The 18,432-nt window shown below is 57.6% G+C and carries 14 protein-coding genes; 6 read left to right on the plus strand and 8 right to left on the minus strand.

Features of this window, described 5'->3' with window-relative positions:
* Positions 1-5: 5 nt before the first annotated feature.
* Together RCI_RS10510 and nrdD are read right to left on the minus strand one after the other, a co-directional pair.
* Positions 6-773, minus strand: a complete 768-nt coding sequence (locus RCI_RS10510; protein ID WP_048198458.1) for an anaerobic ribonucleoside-triphosphate reductase activating protein — start codon at positions 771-773, stop codon at positions 6-8.
* A gap of 85 nt (positions 774-858) precedes the next feature.
* Positions 859-3,201, minus strand: coding sequence for an anaerobic ribonucleoside-triphosphate reductase (gene nrdD / locus RCI_RS10515; RefSeq protein ID WP_012036414.1), 2,343 nt, complete (start codon positions 3,199-3,201; stop codon positions 859-861).
* Between the two features lie 409 nt (positions 3,202-3,610).
* Here nrdD and RCI_RS10520 point away from each other — a divergent pair, with 409 nt between their 5' ends.
* Complete coding sequence (locus tag RCI_RS10520; RefSeq protein ID WP_012036415.1) at positions 3,611-4,333, plus strand: hypothetical protein; 723 nt, start codon at positions 3,611-3,613, stop codon at positions 4,331-4,333.
* Positions 4,334-4,350: 17 nt separating this feature from the next.
* Here the strand turns inward: RCI_RS10520 and RCI_RS10525 are convergent, their stop codons facing one another.
* Entirely contained in the window at positions 4,351-5,097 is a 747-nt protein-coding gene (locus RCI_RS10525; RefSeq protein ID WP_012036416.1) for a hypothetical protein, read from the minus strand.
* A gap of 227 nt (positions 5,098-5,324) precedes the next feature.
* Between RCI_RS10525 and radB the strand changes: the two genes are divergently transcribed.
* Positions 5,325-5,996: a DNA repair and recombination protein RadB gene (gene radB / locus RCI_RS10530; protein WP_048198463.1), complete on the plus strand. Its 672-nt coding sequence runs from the start codon at positions 5,325-5,327 to the stop codon at positions 5,994-5,996.
* A 3-nt stretch (positions 5,997-5,999) separates the two neighbouring features.
* Here the strand turns inward: radB and RCI_RS10535 are convergent, their stop codons facing one another.
* The 3 genes from RCI_RS10535 to RCI_RS10545 form a co-directional block, all read right to left on the minus strand.
* Positions 6,000-6,593: a YdeI/OmpD-associated family protein gene (locus tag RCI_RS10535; protein WP_048198466.1), complete on the minus strand. Its 594-nt coding sequence runs from the start codon at positions 6,591-6,593 to the stop codon at positions 6,000-6,002.
* Between the two features lie 69 nt (positions 6,594-6,662).
* Positions 6,663-7,655, minus strand: a complete 993-nt coding sequence (locus tag RCI_RS10540) for a hypothetical protein (protein WP_012036419.1) — start codon at positions 7,653-7,655, stop codon at positions 6,663-6,665.
* A gap of 137 nt (positions 7,656-7,792) precedes the next feature.
* Positions 7,793-8,788, minus strand: a complete 996-nt coding sequence (locus RCI_RS10545) for a nuclease-related domain-containing protein (RefSeq protein WP_048198469.1) — start codon at positions 8,786-8,788, stop codon at positions 7,793-7,795.
* A 184-nt stretch (positions 8,789-8,972) separates the two neighbouring features.
* On the opposite strand from RCI_RS10545, the gene RCI_RS10550 reads away from it, so the two are divergent.
* From RCI_RS10550 to RCI_RS10560, 3 genes are all read left to right on the plus strand, one after another.
* Positions 8,973-10,907 (plus strand): glycosyltransferase family 39 protein, encoded by a 1,935-nt coding sequence (locus RCI_RS10550; protein WP_012036421.1) that lies wholly within the window; start codon positions 8,973-8,975, stop codon positions 10,905-10,907.
* 51 nt (positions 10,908-10,958) lie between these two features.
* Positions 10,959-11,993, plus strand: a complete 1,035-nt coding sequence (locus tag RCI_RS10555) for a glycosyltransferase family 39 protein (protein WP_012036422.1) — start codon at positions 10,959-10,961, stop codon at positions 11,991-11,993.
* A 173-nt stretch (positions 11,994-12,166) separates the two neighbouring features.
* Entirely contained in the window at positions 12,167-12,457 is a 291-nt protein-coding gene (locus RCI_RS10560; RefSeq protein ID WP_012036423.1) for a hypothetical protein, read from the plus strand.
* 370 nt (positions 12,458-12,827) lie between these two features.
* Here the strand turns inward: RCI_RS10560 and RCI_RS10565 are convergent, their stop codons facing one another.
* Both RCI_RS10565 and RCI_RS10575 read right to left on the minus strand, forming a co-directional pair.
* Positions 12,828-13,802 (minus strand): transposase, encoded by a 975-nt coding sequence (locus RCI_RS10565; protein WP_231844829.1) that lies wholly within the window; start codon positions 13,800-13,802, stop codon positions 12,828-12,830.
* Positions 13,803-14,216: 414 nt separating this feature from the next.
* Positions 14,217-15,413, minus strand: coding sequence for a LarC family nickel insertion protein (locus RCI_RS10575; protein ID WP_231844830.1), 1,197 nt, complete (start codon positions 15,411-15,413; stop codon positions 14,217-14,219).
* Positions 15,414-15,992: 579 nt separating this feature from the next.
* Between RCI_RS10575 and RCI_RS10580 the strand changes: the two genes are divergently transcribed.
* Entirely contained in the window at positions 15,993-18,224 is a 2,232-nt protein-coding gene (locus tag RCI_RS10580; protein ID WP_012036428.1) for a CDC48 family AAA ATPase, read from the plus strand.
* Positions 18,225-18,432 lie beyond the last annotated feature (208 nt).

Consider the following 18,432-nt stretch of genomic DNA (forward strand, 5'->3'; position numbering starts at 1 on the left):
CATAATCAGCTTCTCTGGGAGACGATCTCGTCCCCCATCTCTCTCGTTCTTACTTTTACGGCCTTTATCCGCTCGCTCTTCACTGATCTGGCCAGCTCCGAAAGCTCATTTCTCGGTATGGCGACAAGCTTCCTGACGCTCTCGTCCATGGCGATCTCCGGCCTTCCCTGCTGTATCACGTAAGCGTCGCAGGCGAGCTCAGCGGCGATGGCACCGATCTCCTCCGGGGTATCTGAAAAGCCGGTGAAAACGGTGGTCCGGACCTCATAATATGCGAGTTTACCCTCCGAGCGGAGCCTGTTGCAGAGCCGGACCGAGCCGTACACTGAGTCAGACGTCTCTTTCCTGCCCGGGACTCCCACCGCATGCAGGTACTTCTCAGGCACCGGGGGCGCTTTGACGTCCAGCAGCACCGCGTCCAGCAGGCTTTCTTCGACGAGCTTCCCGATCCTCTCCGGGTAGGCGCCGTTCGTCTGCGCGCCCACCAGCAGCCCGAGGCCCTTCGCATGTGCTGCAATCGTCTTGAAGGCGGCGAACTGCATTAGCGGCTCCCCACCAGAGAACACCACGCCGTCGATGAAATTCCTTGCCTTGTCGATCTCGGCGATGACTCTCTCCGTGTCTGTCGGCTCTCCAGAATCCGGCTCCAGGAACTGCGGGTTAGCGCAGTACGGGCACCGGAACGGGCAGCCTCTGAAAAATACGGTGAGCACTACCTTGCCCGGCCAGTCCAGCGTGGAAGTGGGGATGATGTCCCCGAGATAGACCTGCATAGATAGTACTATCAAGGACATAATTTGGCATATAGCTGTTGCATGAAGAAAAGAAGAAAAAAGAAGTGAGCCGTTTTTAAGCGCTTCAGTTTATACAGTATCTCTTCCTGTCCCGGAGCTCTGCAATCTTCGCATCATTCCAGCCGCCCGCGCTGTCGCCGCTGCCGATGCGCTGGCAGTACCCGGTGATCCTGGAGTAGTATTCCAGGTCTTTGCCGTTCGCATTGCAGTTCGGGCAGCTGTTGAGCAGGCCGCCGGCGACGGTGCCGCATTTCCGGCAGGTGGTCAGATCTCTCGTATAGTCGAAGAGGCCCATGCTGGTGTTGCGGCACAGCTTTTCGGTCAGGCTCATGAGGCCTGCCGGGTCAGGGGTGCCTTCGCCGAGGAACAGGTGGGTGATGTGGCCGCCGTTACAGACCGGGTGGAACTTGCCTTCCATTTTTGCCCTGTCGAAGAGCGAGATGTCTGCGTCGACTGGCATGTGGGAACTGTTGGTATAGTATACTCCGCCCGTGTTCCTGTCGCCGTGGACGAGGGCCCTGGCGCCGAACGCCTTCATGTCCAGCCTTGCGAACCTGCCTGCCGTCGACTCGGCCGGCGTCTGGGTGAGCGTCCATCTCCAGCCTGTGATGTCCGACAGGGAGTCAGCCCAGTCCCTCATGTACCGGATCACGTCCATACCGAAGTCGTAGGCGTCCTGCGACTCGTGCAGCATGCTGCCGGTATGTGCCTGCACTAATTCGTTCAGGCCGACGAAGCCGACTGTGTGGGTCAGGTCTTCGAAGCGGTAGTAGTCCTCTCCGTGCCTGCCCTTCTGGGTGAGGAACGGCAGGATCTGGTTCTCGTACAGCCTCTTCTTAACCAGATCGTGCTTGATCTCGAGGGCTTCCCTGATGAGGTCCAGCCTGCTGTCCAGGATCTCGAAAATCTTGCCGTCGTTGCCGTTTGCCTCCAGGGCGATGCGGGGCAGGTTGACGGTGTTATAATGAATGTTGCCCGTTCTCATGGTGGACATGCCCGGGTTTTCGTAGCCCTGCTTGTCCGCCCAGTCGCCGCTGAGGCGGGTCCTGCAGCCCATGCTGTTGACCGCATCGTGCTGCCAGTCCGGGAGCATGTTGAGGATGTAGGGCGTGCCGTACTTGGAGAAGAGCTGGTGGACCTTGAACAGGAGTTCCTTCTGCTGTGGGTCCTTGAACGCCGAGTCTCTGGTCTTGACGATGACGTTGGGGAACAGGTGGGGCTTGCCCAGTGCGTCCCCGTCGATGAAGACGTCCAGCAGGGCGTCGGTGAATGTATAGAGCTCATCCTGGTAGTCCTTGTAGGTGCCCATGACCTTGCCTTTCGGGCCGATGGCGGGCTTGTCCGCGAGGTACTTCGGGATGGTCAGCTCGATGTCGACGTTGGAGAAGACCACCTGGCCGCCTCTGGCCACGTACTGCATGTTCATCTCGTAGACGAAGGCCTGCGCGACCTGCTTGACCTCCTCTCTGGACATGCCAGTGAAGAAGGGGGCCATGAATATGTTGAAATTGTCCAGCGACTGGCCGCCGGCCATGTTGGTCTGGGACGAGGCCAGGATCTTGGCCGCGTGCAGAGCCGCCACCATGGCGTGCTTCGGGGGCGCCGCGACCGATGTGTGCTTGCCGGTGCCGTCCACCCTCAGGCCGTTCTCGAAGAACCAGCTGAGGTCGTGCTGCAGGCAGTTGGGGCGCACGGCGAAGTAGTCGGCGTCGTGAATGTGAATATCGCCCCTCATGTGGGCGTCGGCGATGTGCTTGGGCAGGACCTGGACCAGTAAATATTCTCTCAGGATCTGGTCGCCCGCGAACTTGTGGATAGTCTCCGGGTTGTGGTGCAGGTTGGCGTTCTCCTTGCTCCCCTGCTCTATCAGGTGAGTGACGTCGTGGACCGGCATGCCCAGCCTCGTGTACTTAGAGCGGGCCTCTTCCAGGCCTTCTTCCAGCAGCTGGACGGTGACGATCTCACGGATCAGGGGCGCGGACAGGTAGTTGACCTTGAGCTTCCGCAGCTTGGCCTCGACTTCCTTGGCCACGTGCATGGCCGACTCCTGCGTAATGCCGGTCTCCTTGACCAGGGAGTTCTCGATCATCTTGTAGTCGAAGGGCTCCAGCGTGCCCCTGGACGTCCTGACGTACATCTCGTGGGACTGCTTGTACCGCAGGGCGGCGTCCGGGCTCTTCTGGTCGATGATGTTGAGCAGGATGGTGCGCAGCGCCTTCGTGGTGATGCCGTCGTGGACCCTGTACTGCAGATCGTCCACTATGTCACACGCAAGCCTGTAGTCCACGCCTGACTTGATCAGGCTTACCACGACTTTGTTGGCGTCGAATAGCTCGACGCGGTTATCAGACTTGACTATGTAAAGATTCCCATCCCCTGCGGGCCTGTTATAATTCAGAGAAGCCATCCGCCGATCACCCTGTTAAAGTAATTAATTAACGAATCATGCAACCTGGCAGTCGCATGATATCCAACCATCTGAAACGTATCTGCTAAATACTTTTCAGGTAGCGCATTAAACTTCATTCTCCTTTAGGGTTATAAGGGTTGTGCGTTCCAAATTCTCTCACTAATATATATCATCTTGTATGTATTCATGGTGGTATATATACTCGGGCCGTTTTATTGCTTGCCCGGCAAAAATACGTGTAAATAGCGGCTGTCACGCGATGTATTGTGCAAGGGACTGGTACTGCTGAGGCATCACTTAAGTCCATGTATGCGATAATTATCATATCATGATGGCATTATTATTTAAAATCGGGTGTAAATAAGTAAACGGAACTGAATTTATATTCTATTCATGGAGCAGGCGCATGGATACCAGACTCATCGACAGCGAAACTTTTAAGATGTTGAAGTCTATCGGCCTCCCCGGGCGCGATCAGTCCAATCCCTATGTAGTGCTGAGCGTCAGGGGAGACGGGGTGAGGGCGCCCGAGTCGTGGACCGCGACCGTATACCGCAATAAGAAGGGACAGCTAAAGCTGGTCACTTCCGACGATTCCGTGCTCAGGAAGCTGCTGCCCGTCGAACAAAAGCCCGTTATCCAGGTGGACGACTCCGGCTGGGGATTCCCGCTGGGCGGAGTCATGATCGGCGCCACAGACGGTACCAGAGTGGAAACCGGGCTGATAGACACTAAATTTTTCCAGGGTGAGCTGTTTAAAACGCACGCCTACCTATCCGAGGCTGCTCGCATCACCCTCGGGCTCGTGAAAGACCTGGGCGGCCGCCCGGGCGAAACCCGGGTGGAAATCTGCTCCGGCTACGTCAACTCCCGATCAAAGGACCTTCTTGAGCGAGAAGGCTACGACGTAAAGGTGACCGAGATCACCGGGCTGCTGCAGGACCAGCTCGAAAAGCGGTACAAAGAGTATGTCAAATCCCTCGGCTACCCGGCCTACTACGACCCCAAGGAGACCCGCAGCCCCGCCATGGCGTTCAAAGAGGTCATCAAATGGATCGACGAGGACCCCGAGAACAGGATGAAGATCGCCAAGACGGGGTGGAAGTATTTCCGCAGCAAAAGAACGTGACGATCAGCGCCTGGCTGTCACCGTTCGCCGTTCCCGTTCTCGCTACCATTCCCTACATTCTTTTTGTGCATCGCGATGGCCTCGTCGATGGTGATCTCGCCTCTGGCTACCTGTCTGGCTAAATAGCGGGGTATTGTGGCTCTGCCCGAGGACATGGAGCGGCTGGCTTCCTGTATCACCCGAATCTCGCCCTTGGAGGGCTCGACTTCCCGCTTCCCGACCGGGACGCCTTTGATGCGGGCGATGTTTATGGCGGCGATGATGTCCCTTAAAGTGTGAGTGTGCACGTCCCGGCCTATGTGCGGCGTCGTCCCGCTCTCATCCACCATCTCCACTCTGAGGCCTGCCTGAAGCAGGCTGTTGGTGATCTGGGTGGTGACGAGCCTGGCGCCGTGGCCGATTCTTACTAAAACAGAGTTCGGCCGGTAGTCGCGGATGATCTTCCTGATCAGCGGCTCGACTTCGGTGACGCTGACCTGGTGCACGGCTACCACGATGTCGCCGGTGAGGACTGCGATGCCCGGCCGCCTGCCCGGGTCTATGCCGATGATCATCTCTTCGACAGGCCCGTAGCCTTTTTCCGCATAGATGGCCCGGCTGACCGTGGACACGGGATCGTCGTAAATAATAGTATGTTCCCCTTCCCAGGCGACCGTGTCGGCCTCCTCGGCGGTCGTGATGACGACCTTCACGCTGGGTGGAATGGCCTCGTGCAGCCGGAGCGTGACAAATTGTACCTTCCTGTTTTTCAGCTCGGCTACCATTTTTTCGTAGACCGCGAAATCAGAAGTGACGAGCGCGATTATGCGATTACCTCCGCAGCCCTGCCAGCGCAGAGTTGCTCACAGGTGTAAATGCGCGCTCATGTGATGTATATTTATCCGCCCATATCTGCCCGCCGCGGCCGAAATCGGGCCATCTCTGCACTCTGTGCTGCAGGCACCCACAACGATATAAATAAGCAGGGAGCATTGATCTCCGGTATAGCGCGATGAATTTGATCAGCAGGCTTCCGACGGGCGCAAAGCCGATCGACGACCTTCTCGGCGGCGGCATCGAGACAGGGACGGTGACGCAGATCTACGGAGAGCCGGCCAGCGGTAAAACCAACATCTGCATGCAGCTGGCGATCAACACGCTCAGGACGGGCAAGCGGGTCATCTACATCGATACCGAAGGCTTTTCCGTAGAGCGCTTCAGCCAGATCGCGGGGGAGGACGCGCATGAGCTGGCGAGGCAGGTCATCATCTTTACGCCGCTGAGCTTCGAAGAGCAGTTCGCCGCTATCAAGGACGCTGAGAAACTCATCGGGCAGAACGTGGGGCTCGTCATCCTGGACTCGGCCACGGCCTTCTACCGCATCGAGCGGGAGGGCAAGGACGGCATCCGGCCGATGCAGGAGCTGGCCAGCCAGGTCACCGCGTTGCTGGGCATGGCCAGGAAACACGGCATACCCGTCGTCATCACCAACCAGATCTACACCGACATCGGCAGCGAGGAGTTCCGCGCCACCGGCGGCAAGTGGCTGGAGCACATCAGCAAGGCTATCGTGGAACTGAAGCGCAACGGGCCGGGGAAGAGGATCGCGGTGCTGAGAAAACACAGGTCCCTGCCCGAGGGCATCACGGCCGAGTTTACGATTACCGGCAAAGGCGTCGAATAAATCCTATTTTTCGCCGTATTTCAGGTTCCGGGCGAGCAGCGATACGGCTTCTACGATTCTTCTGGCCCTGGTTTCGGGCCTCCTGGCATCGTTGATCCAGCGCACGTAATGTTTCTTATGCGATTGGGCCAGCCCGCCGAAGTAAGCGGAAGCTGCCGGGTTCTCCTGTATGGCCCGTAAAAGGTCCTCCGGGATCACAACTTCTCCACGCTCGTCCACCTGGTGGAGTTCCCTGACCTTGCGCGGGTTCCGGTATCTGGCCATTCCCGCCTCCGTCATCCGGCCTTCGGCGATCAGCCTCTCTGCCCGGCGGAGATTGATCTCAGACCATTCGCTGCGGGCGTTCCTGGGGGTGAATTTCTGGGCGTACCGCTCGTCGTCCACCTTGCGGGCCGTGGAGTCGATCCACCCGAAGCAGATAGCCTCATCAACCGCATCATCGTACGAAACCCGGGGCTTTCCGGAGTTTTTCTTGTAGTAGATCAGCCAGACCGATTTCCTTTTATCATGGTTCTCGGCCAGCCACTCCCTCCACTCCTCTCTGGTGGCACAATACACGCTGTCGGGTATGCCGTCGTCAGGATCTATCCTTGCCATCACTGTGCTTGTATGATCTCTTAGCATATAGATACGTGGTTCCGGCAGCCTCTTTTCTAAGCGGCTTGTTTATGGGCCTGCCGCAGCATCTACGTCGATGAAGCTGCCGGGGGCGATCTGCTCGTACTTGTGGATGCTTTCCAGAGGCACGTCTCGCAAAATCCCCACAATTTTTCTGGCGTCGGAAGAAGTGAGCACGTTGAACTCCATCCCGGAGAAGCTCCAGGGCCTGAGATACTCTCTGATCCGTGGCATCAGTTCCCGGGCGTCCACGGCGCCGACTTCTTTGAACCCGTTGCGCTTGACGAGGTAGACGTCGCACGGAGGCATGATATACCCGATGCCTTCGGCCAGGGTCATGGCAAAAAAGAGCTGGTGACGTACCCCTGCCGGGCGGATGATCTTCCACTCGGGGACGTGGACCCTGACAGTAGCGGATTCCCCGACCTTTTTCTTCAGCTCTTCCTTACTGTAAGTGTACTTCCACCAGGCCATCATCCTGTCTCTCGGCATGTAAGGCCGGGCCTGTCTCCCCGGGGATACCTGCGCATTTTCCGGCATCCCTCCGGCTCCGCCTGCCAGAGCCGTTCTCACCGCCTTATCGTTGCCCGCCTCCCACGACCTGACGATCGTGACCGCCATACACTTTTTTAGCAGGGGACTGAGCTGCGGGTCCAGGACGTACATGCGGAACTCCCGGCACATCTCCTCTATCAGCGCCGATCCCTCGTGGATGAAGTACGCCGGCCGGAAGTACTCGATGCTCACGGAGAGGCCGGTGTAGCTGAACCCGGGGAACGAGTACCGGCTTTCCACGTCGTGAATGGTGCTCCTGCGGAGCCTGAAGGTCATGGTCGTCCCGGTGTGCTTATTGTAGTAGTCCGCCTCGAAGCCATCTTTAGCCGCCGCCTTTTCTTCGAAGTGCCCGGACCTGTGCAGGAACGACTTCAGGTCGTCTGCCGACACGTACTCGTATCCCGGGCCGGCCTTCAGCGGCCCAAACAGGCCCTTTTTTGCCGGCCTGTCCGCCTCGTCGACGTAAAAGTAGAGTATGTGGCTCATGCGGCTGCCTGAATTAAGATAGTTCACGTGAACTTACATAAACTTATTTACATAATTGTAATACCGGCTCTACAGTCCGGCCGGCACTGGCTGTAAATAAAAAAAGAGGGGCTTTGGAGCCCCGATTCTTAATCTGGTTATGTTATTTCTTCGCCATGAGCGATCACATCGCTTTCACCGGAGAGGCTTCTGGCGGCTTCCGCTGCCCGGCCGCTTTCCGCCGGGTCATTATCTGCCTCCATTTCCTCGTCCGGGAGGCTACCCCTGTGGCTGTCGTCGAACACGATGTCCCTGCTTTTCAGGTGTTCTACGATCTCCCTGACCGTCTGTTCGTCGATGTTATCCGGTCTCGCCTCGAGGTAAGGGACGATCTCGTCGTTCCGCATGAAGCGGACGAAGTCTTCCCTGCCTTTGAGGGCGATGTTGGTGTAGAGCACGATGCCCATCACCTTCACCCCGGACAGGCCGCAGGTAAATTTCAGGTACTTGTAGAGCAGGTGAGAAGCCCTGCGGGCTTGCTCCCCCGGGGAGGGCTTGTCGTCCGTCCTCTTGATCGAGTTCCAGTTCTTGGTCTCGATGCAGTAGACGCCTTTTCGCCCTACCACGATGTGGTCAACCCTGGCTGACTTGAGCATGCGGCCGTCGAATCTGTGCCCGTACGCTCTGGTGATTTTAACGTCACTGATCACGTAGTAGTCGTCGCCCAGCTGCTTCAGCGAGTCCATGACGAGGAGCTCTCCGTAGTAGCCTTTCAGCTCGCTGCGGTACTCCCTGGTGAGGCGGTCCAGCACGTCTTTTTCCCGGTACAGGTACATGAGGCTGTTCTCTACGATAGCCTCCCGGTTGGCCCTCAGGTGGTTTACCCGGCTCTCGATCTCCTCGGTTTTCCTGCTCTTCCTGAAGAAGAGCAACGAGTCGACTATATGCCGGCGCATCGCCTTATGCCTGAGGCTTCGGATCTCGCGCTCGAGGAGATCGTTCTGCCTCATGCGCTCGTACTCGATCGCCCTGTCAATGGCCTCTCTTCTTTCCATCACCTGGCGGATGGTGGTACAGCTGCGGGAGACGCCGCTCTCGTGGAGCTTGCGTATCAGGTCGTCTCCGGCTCCGCTGCCGCCAATCAAAGTTGCCATTATAATACACTCGCTCTTTAAGCACAATAAACGTTGCCATGCCCCGCCAGCCAGTAATTACCGAATCGCAATCCTATTATGGGAATAAAGAGCAAGATATTGGAATAGTGAGGGATCTGGACTGAAAGGCGGCGTTTCCGACCGAAAATATCTCATCGGCTCGATAGTACTGCTGGGATTACTCGTGACGGTGATCACCGTGCTCGCCGGCGTATTTACGCTCCGGGTCTGGCAGGTCGGGGATACCCGGATCTTCTACGAGATGGCGGAAGTCATCCTGCGAGGAGGGACGCCGTACGTCGATTACCTTGACCCTAAGCCGCCGCTCATCTTCTTCCTGCTCACCCTGCCCCTCGCCATAGGGCATAAGCTTGCAGGGGGGCTCGCCCTCGTAGGCCTGGCCAACTTCGCCAGCGCTGTAATCGTCCTGCTGCTGGGCTGGAAGCTCTACGGGAGAAAGGCCGGCCTGCTAGCCGCCGTGCTGTTCGCGATCAACTTTTCGCTGGCCGAAGGGTACTTCATCATCACCGAGCCCTTCACCGTCACCTTCATTCTTCTGTCAGCGTACTTCCTGATCTGCGGCCCGGATCATCCCCTGAAAAAGTACCTGCTGGCGGGCATTTCCGCGGGGATCGCCATCGGCTTCAAGCAGTATGCGCTGTTGCTGCTGCCTCTTTCCATATACCTCATGTGGCGGAAGAAAGAGTACTCCGGTTTTCTCCCCTACATGGCAGGCGTGGCCATCCCGCTCGCGATCATGTTCGGGGCGATCTTCCTGGCCTACGGTGTTCCCGCCGGAGAAGCGGCGCTGCACTGGAGCTTCGGCGTAGCCGGCTCCTACATGACTGATGGCGACGTGGAAGGCGTGCCAGCCTACAAGATTGACGACCCGGTCATCGCTCTCTCCTGGCTGGTGCTGGGGGTCAGCCTCTTCAGCCCGCTGCTCCTGTTTGCGGGCGCTGCGCTCCTGGACAGGAAGACGTCTATAGTCGGGGAATTCTTCATGCTGGCGGGAGCGGCTTTTGCCGCTACCCTGATCATCAGGCCTTTCCTCCACTACTGGGCGCTGGCGCTGCCCTTCATCATACTCCTCGCCGCATCAGGGCTCTCCGTCGATATGCCCCGCAGGACAATCTCTTTGTTAAAGGGCTTGAACGACCGGGCTTTCCTCTGCCTGTCAGGCATGGTCTACGCCCTCGTCCTGCTGGTCTTCGCGCTGGTGAGCACTATTCTGGTGGACGCCCTGTGGCGGCCGCTGGAGATCATGAAGTTCTACGGGCTGGCAGACATCGTGCTGAAGGCGACTAACCCTTACCTGCACCACTTCCCGCAGCCGGCGCTGGCCGAAATCGATCTCTACTCCGCAGGGCAGAGCGCTGCAGGAGGCATAATCCTGGCCGCCCTCCTGCTGCTCCTGGCCGCCCTCGTCGTTACGAAGATCGGCATGGACATCTACGGCAGGAGAGCCGGCTTCCTGGCCGGAACTACGTTCACCTGCTGCATTGCATGGGTTCTCGGATACCTGAGCGTATCGGACGCGCTCGCCGTGCTGCTCCTCGTCGCATCGGTGTACGCAGCCGTTAACGGCACAATCATGCGGTACCTGCTCTGCGGGCTTTGCCTCGGGATCGCAATTGCCCTGAAGCCGCTGGCCTTCCTGGCATTTCCGGCACTGGCCTTCCTGGCCTTCCGGAAGGGCGATCTGCGGAGCCTGCCCTGGCTAGCCGCAGGGACAGCCGCAGTGCCTCTGGCAATCCTGTCGACCGCTGGGCTGGCCATCCCCGGAACGGCCCCGGGAGCAGGGGGCATCTCAATCGGCATGCTGCCGTTTACCGCTCACGAGGGCGGATACATAGTCACTGACCCGCTCATAGCCATGCTGAACATTGCCATGAGCGCGGTGCTGATCACCATCATCCTGCCGGTGGCCGCAATGGCGCTGGCGAAGAGGCCCCGTTCTCACTATGGTGAGTGCCTGCTATTAGCGGGCGGGCTGATGCTGCTGACACTGTTGGCCAGCCAGTACGTCCACTACTGGTATCTGTCTCTCCCGTTCCTCTCGCTGGCCTGCGCCGGAGCGCTTCTGCATTCCCCGGAGCCAGGCGGGGGCAGACCGTAAAACTTAAACAATTGCCTCTCTTATGCACTGGTTACAGTCTGGAGAGCGAACATGAAAGCAGAGGCCCGGGTATCTCAGGAGCAGCCTGACAGGCTGATCAACATTTCCGACAGGCAGTACTTCGCCTGCTGCATCCTTCTCTTCGCCTTGATTATCGGCACCATAGTCGTCGCCTCCTCGCTCTTCATGACCAGCGCGTGGACGACCTACGACACGGCCCGGTTCTACGCCATGGCGGACGTCATCGTCAAAGGGGCCACGCCCTACCTGGACTTCCAGGACCCGAAGCCGCCCCTCATATTCTTCACCCTCGCGCTGCCGACGCTATTGGGCCAGAAGTACCTCGGCGGCCTCATCCTGGTGGGCCTATGCAACCTGGCCAGCGCCATCCTCGTCACGAAGATGGCATGCGAACTTTACGGCCGGTTCTCCGGCTTCATCGCAGGCCTGCTCTTCACCGTCAACATCGCCTTCGCCCAGGGCTACTTCATCCTGACCGAGCCGTTCACCGTCACCTTCATCCTGCTCGCCACTTACCTGGCCGGCTTCACTGAAAAGAAACACTATCTCTGGGCAGGCATTTCTGCGGGGATCGCCATCGGCTTCAAGCAGTACGCGCTACTCTCTGTGCCGCTGCTTGCCTTCCTGATGTGGCGTAACGGCGACCTCAGAAAGGTGCCATCCCTGCTGGCCGGCGTCCTGCTGCCGTTAATAGTAATCTTCGCCGCCATCTTCCTCCACTACGGCGTCGAGGCCGGCGTGGCCTCTCTCAACTGGAGCTTCGGCGTGGCGGCGACTTATTTGACAGAGGAGAACATGGGCACAGTGACCAGCTACCGGACAACTGACCCGCTCATGCTGTGCGCCAACCTCGCCATGGCCGCCAGCGTGTTCACGTCCCTGCTTGTATTCGCGCTGGCTGGCGTCGTCAAAGACCGCCGGCTCGATGCCCTTGAGCAGTATTTCCTGCTCTCCGCAGTGGGCTTCGCGCTCACCCTCGCCATCCGCCAGTACCTGCACTACTGGGTGCTGGCGCTCCCGTTTTTCGCCTTCCTGTGCGCCAGGCAGTTCAGGAACGGCCGGTGAGCGGCCGTTCAGAGCTTTGAGGCGACAATTACCGGCTATTTAAGCAATAGAGTCATATTTTCAACCTATCGGCGAAATGAACGGTTCGCAGGGGTTCCAGGCGTTATTATCATTAATAGTCTATAAATAAATCCGGGCCCAAGTCCTGTTATAGTGTGGGGGGATAAGATAAGATGAAACTATCCAAAATTGCATTAGTCCTTGTTGTCGCACTGTCGCTGGCTACAGTCGCAGTGCCGGCAGGCGCGTGGTTCGGACCGTTCGGCATCACTGGCTTCGGCTTCCCCTTCGGGGCAGGCGTAGGAACCAGCTTCTCCAGCAACTTCCAGAGCTCCACCAGCTTCAGCACCTTCGGCACGGCCGGCATCGGCAGCTGCGGCGTTCCGCTCGGCTTCGGCTTCGGAGTACCTTTCGGTCTCGGCTTCGGCGGCTTCGGGCTCGGATTCCCGTTCGGGTTCTGCTGAACTGAGCTGAACAGGCAAGGAGTAATGAAAGGTGGTCAGGCGGGATGCCTGACTATACTATTTTTATCGTAGCGTGAGATAGCATGTCGAACGCTGCGCTGTGCCAATCCTCACAGATGCCACAGATTACTACTCGATATCACAGATTGAATACACTACTATTAGATCACCGATAGCAAGCATAAGAGAAGTCGATCAGAATATTTTGTGTATCCAGTATCCACGTGGTGTGTGGTGGTGGTTGGGTGGGTGTGGTTTGTGTGGGGTGGGATTGGTGTGCTTATCCGGGGGCGGGCTTATTTACGAGTCGGTGTTAAAAATTGGGGGTTTAATAGGTTTTTGTTGATAGCCTGAGCTATCCGGTTGGCTGTTACCAGGCAACTTTTAGGTGTTTTGAGATCATGTTGTCTGGTCTCTTAGGTAGTTGTAAAATTCTTTCCAAAAATTGTTTCAGCATGTTTTTCATCTGGTTAACAGTGATCTTTGCTTTTTGATGTGTCTTTTTCATGATGCCGTGCAGGTTCAGGATTAGGTGGCTTAAACCGAATACTAAGGTGCGGTAACCGTGATTCCGACTGTTTGTTTTTATCGTGTACTCCTTAGTCTCTTTATACCCGTTCTCGATATTCCAACGGTTAGCGTACGCTTCAGCAAGAATTGTGAAACTCATCCTGGTTACCGGGAGGTTGGTAGCGAAGCCACAGTACGCTTCAATTCCAAGATCCTCGAGGTACACGTCATACGTGTACTCCAAAGACTCCCCACCACGCATCGTGTACTTCCAATGAGACACTCCGGTAAGCTCTAACAACCGGTACAGGAGGGACATGCTACCATACTGTTTCACCGGTATAATGTACTTGTAACCCTGCTTGTCCACTGTTTTCATAACACTGCTCAGGTAGAATCCTTTATCCATGAGCACTGCGAAAACACTGAGTTCCTCCGGGACCAACTTTAAAAGTCGTTCCACCACCCGGTCCAGGGGTTCATCACTCTTTTTAGGCGTAACCCCCAAAGTGAATTTAAAGTTCTTCGCCACGATACTGATCGAGGCATACCGGAGAACACTAACCCGTTTCTTCTTCCGCCCCTCCATCTTCAAAGTACGATGCACATATTCATTATCGACTCCATAATACCGTTTATCCGTAGTATCAATAGCCAAGAGGACCGGTGAATCCACGATATCCGGACAATACTGAACCGCTCTTTTCCATAACAACTTGAAAGAATGATACAGAAGCAGGTTCACCCCGCAAGTGATCTCTTCAATACTCATCCGCCCCAAGAATACAAAGAGTTGATCGCTGCTGAAAAACAATTTTTCAGACAAATCCTCCATACTAGTCTTCTCCAACGCACACCAGATCAATAGGAGGAAATACCAACCAGCCCTACTGAACTGGAAGTATGCATTAAACACCCGAGATAAAGACTTTAAACCAACACACTTATGATTCACATCTGAGGGCGGAAGAGGCTGTCTCATACGTTATTACCACAAACCATGAGATAACCCCGCCCCCACACAAATACCTCACTTTACTCCACCCCCCAAACCACCAGCAACCCAACCACCAACACCACAAACACGGGGATACTGGTATCTATGAAATCGGTCAGAATCATCAGATTCTGCATCATCCGTGGAATCTGTGAGGAGTAGCACAGCGCAGCGTTCGTATTGCGGTCCCGGGGAGCCTGTGCGATCAGGTGAGGCACAGCGTAGCATACGATTAGTACCAGATAAATGCGGTTAAAGTTTCCCGCCGGAGGCATCGTACTTCTGCCACGCCTGGGTCTCGGCCTTGCGCATCACCGTCTTGAGGGGTATGGACAGCTCTCTGGCGATCATTTTGGCGTCGTCGTACTCGACGGATAGATCGAGGACTGTGCCGTTCATGTCCGAGGCGACCTTGAAGCGCATGTTATACTCATTATTTTCGATCGTGACTTTGATGACCTTAATCTCCCGCTTCGCTATGTACCGGTGCTTGACCGGTATGACCCGGACACCGAGGGTGCCTGTCTCCAGCATGATTCTCCTCGATAGTGCGGGCCCGTCTTCTGCCTTGGCCACGACCCTGATGAGCTGCCCGCTCCTGCCTTTCTTCATGGTGGCCGGCAGGATGCTCACGTCCCTCGCGCCCATGGCGAGCAGCTCCTCGATCAGGTTGCCGAGTACCTCGCCGGTGACGTCGTCCACGTTGGTCTCCAGCAGCTCTATCCGGTCCCCGATCAGCGCGTCGTCCACTTCGCACAGGACCGCCCGCAGCAGATTGGGCACGGGCAGCTCGAAATAGCCCTTGCCATACCCGGCCGAGATCAGCCGGTGCTCCGGGTAGTACCGGCCGGCCTCCTTCACATAGTAGGCGAGAATCGCGGCCGCTTCGAGGGTGAGCAGCTCCCCGTCGAAGGGGCCTCCCTGGGTGAGGAGCTTCGAGCCGTTGAGGACTGACAGGACCTCTGGCCGGGGCACTGGCATTTTACCGCATTCGGTATCGATCATGCCCCCTCCCATGGCCACGGGAGTCGAGCGGATCTGAGGCCTTCCGAGATCATCGTAAGCCGTGCAGATGCCGGCGATCATGGCCACGGAAGCGATGCTGATGCCCGGGCTGTCCTTGCCGGGGCCGCCCCTGACCTCGAGTATCCTGCGGACGATGTTCATCGCGTCGATCCTGATCGGCTGGTTCTCGTGCATCACGTTCAGCTTGCCCAGCGCCTCTTCCCCAGTCAGAAAGCCGGGCCATACTTTGGCGTCCCGCTCGCTGATCACGGCCAGCGTCTGGCCATTGCCGTAGCCCTCTACCTTCAGCGGCGCTCCGCACAGGCCTTCCACGGCGCTCTTCACCCGCCACTCGTCTGCCCCGCAGCCGAGCAGCGCTCCCAGGATCATCTGCTCGCTCGCCCCGCAATAAGGATCAAAGATCAGGCACTTCAACAGTCTCAACGCTCCCAGTAGTATCAGTCGCTTTGTGCATATATGTTTAGTGATGAACCAGCCAGTCTCCAGCAGCCGCGGAAGCCTGAACGCGTGCCAGACATAAGCAGGTAAGACCAGTGATTATATCTACATTATGCGGGGAATACACGCCGGGGTATGCCCGGCGAGTATTCCCCGACAGGGAATCCCCGAGAAGATTCCCCGGAAGGAATCCACGCCGGGGTATGCCCGGCGAGGATTCACCGGCAGGGAATCCATATGGGGGCATACCTGTGGAGACTTCTCCGGTGGTGGATTCTAAAGAGCTTGCAACCCCGGGATCCGTCTATAACCGCTTGTTTTACGGCAAGCATATATCCATACTCAATTATAAGACGAGAAAATTTTTGTAGGTACAACATATACTTAAAGTTAACAGCCCGGCTTTTCTCAGACCGCCACAGCCGAGAATATGCAGCCAGCTTTCCGGATGAGGTATACCAACTACGTTAAATAATTCGATACCCATAAATTACACTGAGGCCGGACTTTGCCGGGAAGCTGCAGAGATCGAGATTACACTATCCATCTAGCACGAGGTATCTTATGAAAGACTTATACTTGAAAGTTGCAAAGGCGCTGCCGAGCGACTTCGGCAGGGGGATCGCGAGGATCGATCCGAACACCCTGCTGGAGCTGAAGCTTTCTCCCGGCGACATCATCGAGATCGAGGGGAAGCGGACGACGGTCGCTAAGGTCTGGCGGGCCGAAAAGCAGGACTGGGGCCAGGAAATGGTCCGCATCGACGGCTTCACGAGGCAGAATGCCGACGTGGGGATTGGCGAGCGCGTCAAAGTGCGCAAGGCTACGGTCAAAGATGCGCAGCACGTAGTGCTCGCTCCGCCCGAGGGTACGGCTATCCAGTTCAGCGGCAACGCAGTGGAGATGATCAAGCATCAGCTGCTCAAGCGGCCCATCGTTTTAGGCGATGTGGTGCCTCTGATGAGCAGCATGACCAACCCGTTTATGGGCCGGACGCTTTCCAACCAGGCCATCCCCCTCATCGCAGTTAAGGTGGATCCTCAGGGCCCGGTCCTGATTAACGAGAGCACTGAGATCGAGTTGAGGGACAAGCCGGTCCGGGGGTACGAGGAGTACAAGACGACGGGCATCACCTACGAGGACATCGGCGGCCTGCGTGAAGAAGTGCAGCGGGTGAGGGAAATGATCGAGCTGCCCATGAAGCACCCGGAGCTGTTCCAGCGGCTGGGCATCGACCCGCCGAAGGGCGTGCTGCTCCACGGCCCGCCGGGCACGGGCAAGACGCTGCTGGCGAAAGCCGTGGCCAACGAGTGCGGCGCCGAGTTCTACTCAATCGCCGGCCCGGAGATCATGTCCAAGTACTACGGAGAGTCGGAGCAGAGGCTGAGGGAGATCTTCGAGCAGGCCAGGGATAGCGCGCCCTCCATCATCTTCATCGACGAGCTGGACTCCATCGCCCCGAAGCGTGAAGAGGTCACCGGAGAGGTAGAGCGGAGAGTTGTAGCCCAGCTGCTAACCATGATGGACGGCCTCGAGGAGCGGGGCCAGGTCGTCGTCATCGGGGCGACGAACAGGCTCGACGCCATCGATCCGGCGCTGCGCAGGGCGGGCAGGTTCGACCGGGAGATAGAGATCGGCGTGCCCGACGCTTCCGACCGGCTCGAGATCCTCCAGATCCACACCAGGGGAATGCCTCTGGAAGGCGTGGACCTGAACCGCATCGCCGCCATCTCCCACGGCTTCGTAGGCGCAGACCTCTCTGGCTTATCCAAGGAAGCGGCCATGAAAGCCCTCCGGCGGTACCTCCCCGAGCTTGACCTCGACAAGGAAATCCCGAGGGAGTTCCTGGAGAAGATGCGGGTCACCGGGGACGATTTCGCCGCAGCCATCAAGGACGTGCAGCCGTCTGCCATGAGGGAGATCTTCCTGGAGCCGACCAACACCCGGTGGAGCGACGTCGGCGGCCTGGACGAGGCGAAACAGGAGATCATCGAGGCCATCGAGTGGCCGCTCAAGAGCCCGAAAAAGTTCAAGGACATGGGCATCAGGCCTCCCAAGGGCATCGTGCTCTACGGTCCCCCGGGAACTGGCAAGACGCTGCTCGCCAGAGCGGTCGCCGGCGAGTCCGAGGCCAACTTCATCAACATCCGCGGCCCCGAGCTGCTGAGCAAATGGGTGGGCGAGTCCGAGAAAGCTGTCCGGGAAACCTTCCGCAAAGCCCGGCAGGTCAGCCCCAGCATCATCTTCTTCGATGAACTCGACGCCCTGGCGCCGGCCAGGGGCGGCGGAGGCGAGGATGGCAGCCGTGTCTCCGAGCGGGTCGTCAACCAGATCCTGACAGAGCTCGACGGCTTAGTGGAGCTGGAAGGAGTGGTCGTGATCGGCGCCTCCAACAGGCCCGACATCATCGATCCGGCATTGCTGCGGCCCGGCCGGTTCGACCGGCTCGTCTACGTGGGCGCGCCCTCCAAAGAGGGCCGGATCGGCATCCTAAAGATCCACACGAGGAACATGCCGCTGGCAGCCGACGTGGACCTGGGCCAGATCGCCGACCTGACCGAGAACTACGTGGGCAGCGACCTGGAGGCCATCTGCAGGGAGGCAGCCATGCTCGCCCTGAGGGAGAGCTTCGAGGCCAAAGAGGTCAGCTTCCGCCACTTCCAGGAAGCGGTGAAGAAGGTCAAGCCGACCATGAACGACATGATCTCGAGCTATTACAAGAGCATCCGGGACCACTTCAAGGGCGGCACCTCCAAGGAAATCCAGAAGGCGTTCCCGACGTACGAGTACGTGTAAAAAGCGTACTCGCCACTTTTCTTTTTTGCTACGAATGCACGAGCGCCACAGCACTTTCAAAAGGCAGCCGAAAGGTCCGGGGAGAGGTCAACTAAACTGCACAGCGCCCGCCTGATGCGAAATTTTATTATGGGTAGCATCATTATATCTTACAATTATCATACCTATAGGCCGCCGCCGAAGCGGCGGGTAGGAGATGGATTCGAGG

Origin of the sequence: Methanocella arvoryzae MRE50 (genome assembly GCF_000063445.1) — an archaeon.
Classification (GTDB): Archaea; Halobacteriota; Methanocellia; order Methanocellales; family Methanocellaceae; genus Methanocella_A; species Methanocella_A arvoryzae.

Coding starts and splice junctions, on each gene's coding strand:
- radB (WP_048198463.1), top strand. CDS start 5,325: ATGAATTTGATCAGCAGGCTTCCGACGGGCGCAAAGCCGATCGACGAC.
- RCI_RS10560 (WP_012036423.1), top strand. CDS start 12,167: ATGAAACTATCCAAAATTGCATTAGTCCTTGTTGTCGCACTGTCGCTG.
- RCI_RS10540 (WP_012036419.1), bottom strand. CDS start 7,655: ATGAGCCACATACTCTACTTTTACGTCGACGAGGCGGACAGGCCGGCA.
- RCI_RS10510 (WP_048198458.1), bottom strand. CDS start 773: ATGCAGGTCTATCTCGGGGACATCATCCCCACTTCCACGCTGGACTGG.
- RCI_RS10580 (WP_012036428.1), top strand. CDS start 15,993: ATGAAAGACTTATACTTGAAAGTTGCAAAGGCGCTGCCGAGCGACTTC.
- RCI_RS10555 (WP_012036422.1), top strand. CDS start 10,959: ATGAAAGCAGAGGCCCGGGTATCTCAGGAGCAGCCTGACAGGCTGATC.
- nrdD (WP_012036414.1), bottom strand. CDS start 3,201: ATGGCTTCTCTGAATTATAACAGGCCCGCAGGGGATGGGAATCTTTAC.
- RCI_RS10525 (WP_012036416.1), bottom strand. CDS start 5,097: ATGGTAGCCGAGCTGAAAAACAGGAAGGTACAATTTGTCACGCTCCGG.
- RCI_RS10545 (WP_048198469.1), bottom strand. CDS start 8,788: ATGGCAACTTTGATTGGCGGCAGCGGAGCCGGAGACGACCTGATACGC.
- RCI_RS10565 (WP_231844829.1), bottom strand. CDS start 13,802: ATGGAGGATTTGTCTGAAAAATTGTTTTTCAGCAGCGATCAACTCTTT.
- RCI_RS10535 (WP_048198466.1), bottom strand. CDS start 6,593: ATGGCAAGGATAGATCCTGACGACGGCATACCCGACAGCGTGTATTGT.
- RCI_RS10520 (WP_012036415.1), top strand. CDS start 3,611: ATGGATACCAGACTCATCGACAGCGAAACTTTTAAGATGTTGAAGTCT.